Source organism: Candidatus Chordibacter forsetii (genome assembly GCF_964187505.1).
Taxonomy (GTDB): Bacteria; Verrucomicrobiota; Verrucomicrobiia; order Opitutales; family Seribacteraceae; genus Chordibacter; species Chordibacter forsetii.
Window position 1 is genome coordinate 1 of record NZ_CAXLML010000030.1, and the last position, 3,862, is coordinate 3,862.

4 protein-coding genes and 1 pseudogene are annotated in these 3,862 nt (G+C 45.2%); 4 read left to right on the plus strand and 1 reads right to left on the minus strand.

Annotation, left to right across the window (positions count from 1 at the left end; translation table 11 throughout):
- Window positions 1–240, minus strand: a pseudogene (locus tag ACKPQ4_RS01235) (hypothetical protein); the annotation flags it as partial.
- Window positions 241–321: 81 nt separating this feature from the next.
- Between ACKPQ4_RS01235 and ACKPQ4_RS01240 the strand changes: the two are divergent.
- The 4 genes from ACKPQ4_RS01240 to ACKPQ4_RS01255 form a co-directional block, all read left to right on the plus strand.
- Window positions 322–1,728 carry a sulfatase family protein gene (locus ACKPQ4_RS01240; protein WP_407679391.1) on the plus strand — a complete coding sequence of 469 codons (1,407 nt, stop codon included), beginning with the start codon at window positions 322–324 and terminating at the stop codon, window positions 1,726–1,728.
- A 324-nt stretch (window positions 1,729–2,052) separates the two neighbouring features.
- Window positions 2,053–2,286 carry a hypothetical protein gene (locus tag ACKPQ4_RS01245; protein ID WP_407679392.1) on the plus strand — a complete coding sequence of 78 codons (234 nt, stop codon included), beginning with the start codon at window positions 2,053–2,055 and terminating at the stop codon, window positions 2,284–2,286.
- 68 nt (window positions 2,287–2,354) lie between these two features.
- Window positions 2,355–2,588, plus strand: a complete 234-nt coding sequence (locus ACKPQ4_RS01250; RefSeq protein WP_407679393.1) for a hypothetical protein — start codon at window positions 2,355–2,357, stop codon at window positions 2,586–2,588.
- Window positions 2,589–2,708: 120 nt separating this feature from the next.
- Window positions 2,709–3,862 (plus strand): arylsulfatase (locus ACKPQ4_RS01255; RefSeq protein WP_407679394.1); only part of this gene is annotated, 1,154 nt, incomplete at its 3' end.

Sequence of the window (3,862 nt, forward strand, 5' to 3'; positions counted from 1 at the left end):
TACAAAAGTTTCCTCTTTTAAACCGGAGAGAGTAGTGCCTGATGGTTTAACCCATAGGGTAGAGGCATCTTTGTAAGAAGTGTTCCCGCCTCCACCTTTAACATATTCCGGTGTGCCGAATTCGTGAGACAAATTTGTTATTATACTTAGTTCTTCCATGTGGGATATCATCTTATCAAATGCCAACTGTTGAACGAGCCGAAACTTTTTCACCATCCCTTCTGATATATAATAATTCATTGTCCAAAGTTTATTCTTTCACTCAACCAACTCCAGATGTAGTAAGAATTTATGAAAATCCTTCTTTTTATTAGTTATTTTATGTTCTTTTTTTTCATCATGATTCAGGCCAAGGATAAAAGGTCCAATGTTCTATGGATTTATTTGGAGGATGTGAGCGGTTGGTTCAGTTGCTACGGGGAAACACTGATTGATACACCCAATATTGATCAATTGGCTAAAGAGGGCATCCGCTTTGACCGGTTTTACACACCGGCAGGTGTATGCTCTGCCACCCGTTCTGCCATTCTTACCGGTATGATGCAAACAAGCATTGGAGCCCATAATCACCGTTCCTGCCGAGCCAACTTTAGGGGTAAAAATATGGGAGAGTATGATCGGAATGTACTGGATATTCTCACCATTCCAGAAATTTTTCGGAAAAATGGGTACTGGACTGCCAATCATTCGAAGGATGATTATAATTTCGATTGGGATTCGGGTAAGCTTTATGATTATGGTAAGCAAAGCAGATTGAACCCCGATGCCTTTATTTCAGGGGAAATGCTCGAGGGCAGGGTAGAGAAGCCCTTCTTTTTACAGGTACAATTGTCTGGAGGCAAGGGAGGCCCTCAGGGATTCAAAGTGGTACAACCTGAGCAGGTAAAAGTGCCCCCTTATTACCCTGATATTCCATCGGTTCGAAGCTTGATTGCGGAGCACTATAACTGCCTCCTCAAGACCGACCGGCAGGTCGGGCAGATTGTCGGGTACTTGAAAGAGAAAAAGCTCTACGAGAATACCCGCATCTTTTTGTTCAGCGATCATGGGATGAAATTGCACCGTCACAAACAGTTCCTCTACGAAGGTGGTATTCATATGCCCTTGATTGTATCAGGTGCTGGGATAGAGAAGGGTGGAGTTCGGGATGATCTTGTTAGTGGTATCGATCTATCTGCAGCCAGTCTGGCCACGGCTGGAATAAAAGTGCCCGATTATATGGAGGGCAGAGATTTTCTTTCAAAAAACCACAAACCCCGAGAATTCGTGGTCGCTGCCCGGGACCGCTGTGATTACACCATCGACCACATTCGGGCAATTGTCACCAAACGGTTCAAGTATTTGAAGAATTACCTGACCGACCGTCCTTACATGCAACCAAGCTACAAAGACCCCTGGCAAGTCTCAAAGGATTTTCGCCGCTTAATGGCAGAGAGAAAAATGAATGAGGTACAGAAGGTTTTCTTTTCAGATAAGCGTCCGGCTGAGGAACTATATGATTTGGAGAATGATCCTCATGAGATTTACAATCTTGCCACGGATCCCAAATTCAAAGCCGAATTGAAACGTCATCGTAAATTGCTGGCAGAGTGGATACAGGAAACAGGAGACAAGGGGCAACTGCCGGAATCAGACCTTGGTTTACTGTCGACCCTAAAAAGATGGGGGGATAAATGCATCAACCCAGAATATGACCGGGTGCGCCACCTTTTAAAATCAAAGAAGTAATAGCTTCTTCGGGACTTTTCCCTGAGGAGTTCTTCTGATTTTACCTTTCCTCTATCTCTTTCCCCCTCTTTGCCTTAATCATTGTTACTGTAAATTATTCAGGGGCTTAGGTTCCCGATCATGTTTTAAGGTTTTGTGGATACAGTTTATGAAATATATTATCTCCAGCCATGAATAACTTTAATAATTAGCTATTGACTGTATCTGTATTAGCTGTTCTGATTTATAAAGGTGATGTCAAGGATGGTGGATGCTCTTAATAGATTTCGGCTTGCCCGAAAGGGGGCTCCCTTGGCTCTGAAACTCAACAGAGAGGGAAAATAAATGAAAGATATGATCTCGCAGTTGCATGAGTGGATCAAGCTCGTGTCACAAGTAGGAATCGGATTGATTGCATTAGGTGTAATCGTGGAAATCGTTTTCGGGACCGGGGCGATCTTCGGGGGAAGCGTCATCGCGAACATTACGCAAATTGTAAACCAGATAGGCGGTCAGAATGGATTCGTCGGTTTGATTGCGATCTTGTTGATCTTAGCAATTTTTCAGCGAAGTAAGTGAAGTTTTGCTTCCTTTACAGACCTGAAAATACTGAAACAAACCTAACCTAAAAGTGGGGAGATAAAAACATGGATAATGTAGCAAGTAAACTCAAGGAAGCCATAGGCGGCCTTACAGAAATCCTTATCGGCGCGATTGGACTACTCGTAGTAGTTCAAGTTGTGTTCGGTACCGGTGGTGGTGGAATTGATATCATCGGAAATATCACCGGCGTGGTGAACTCCTTCGTTGGAGCGGGCGCCAGCTTGGCCAGTATTGTGGCCTTGTTAATCGTGATGTCAGTTCTCAGTCGAAAAGACTGACGAGCAGATCAGGGATTAATCTTATTAAGAGGGAGGCGTTTTTGGACGCCTCCCTTTTTTTTGGAAAAATTATTCAATATGGGTTTGCCCGGTTTTGCCTAATTAGGCAAGGTGCGGGGTATGTTTAATTTTAAGATATTTTCCACCTACTTTATAGCATTTTACCTAGCACTTTCTGTCTTTGCCCAAGAAAAAACACCCCCCAATGTCATCTATATCTTGGCAGATGACTTGGGGAAGGGAGATCTTGGATGCTATGGACAAAAGAAATTAAAGACACCGAGCCTTGATCGTTTGGCCAAGGAAGGGATGAAGTTCTCCAGCCATTATTCGGGCAATACCGTATGTTCACCTTCCCGGGCGGTATTGATGACCGGACAACATCCGGGCCATGTGCACTGCCGCGGAAATGGAAATGAGCCTGGCCTCGCCCTTGATCCCAAGATGACGACCTTGCCTGAAATTTTTAAAAATGCCGGTTATGCCACGGGTGCATTCGGTAAGTGGGGACTTGGGCATACCAATGAAGCTGGTGCCCAAAATCCATTATCCCACGGTTTTGACCATTTTTCGGGGTGGAAAAACCAGATGATTGCCCACACTTATTATCCAACCAGCATCGTGCGGGATGGGAAGGAAATCCCTCTTAAAGAAGGAACCTATATTCATGATATGATCATGGATGATGCATTTTCCTTTATCGAAAAGAGTGTGAAACAGAAAAAACCTTTCTTCTGCTACATTCCGACTGCGGTACCCCATGCGGCAATGCATGCCCCCAAAGAGCTGCATGAGAAATGGCGTAAGGTGTATCCCGAGTTTGACCAACGGATAGGCAAATACGGAGCGGGTCCCGGAGAACCCTGTCCGAATGTGGTAAACCCAATCGCTGGATATGCTGCGATGATGGAAAATTTCGACAACCAGGTTGGGCATTTGCTCAATATTTTGAAAGAGCTGGGAGTGGATGACAATACCCTGGTCCTTTTCGCCAGCGACAACGGGACTCACAGTGAGGGAGGTCATAATCCGAATTTCTGGGATTCCAACGGGCCACTGCGGGGCATCAAGCGCGATCTTTATGAAGGTGGAATCAATTCTCCCTTCCTGGCCCGCTGGCCAGGTAAGATCAAGCCGGGGAGTGAGAGCGATCACATCAGTGCCTTTTGGGATGTTATACCCACTATGGCAGAGATCACCGGGCAACCCGTGCCAAAGCAGGCAGATGGTTTATCCTTTCTTTCCGCACTGTTGGGCAAGAAGCAGAAAAAGCA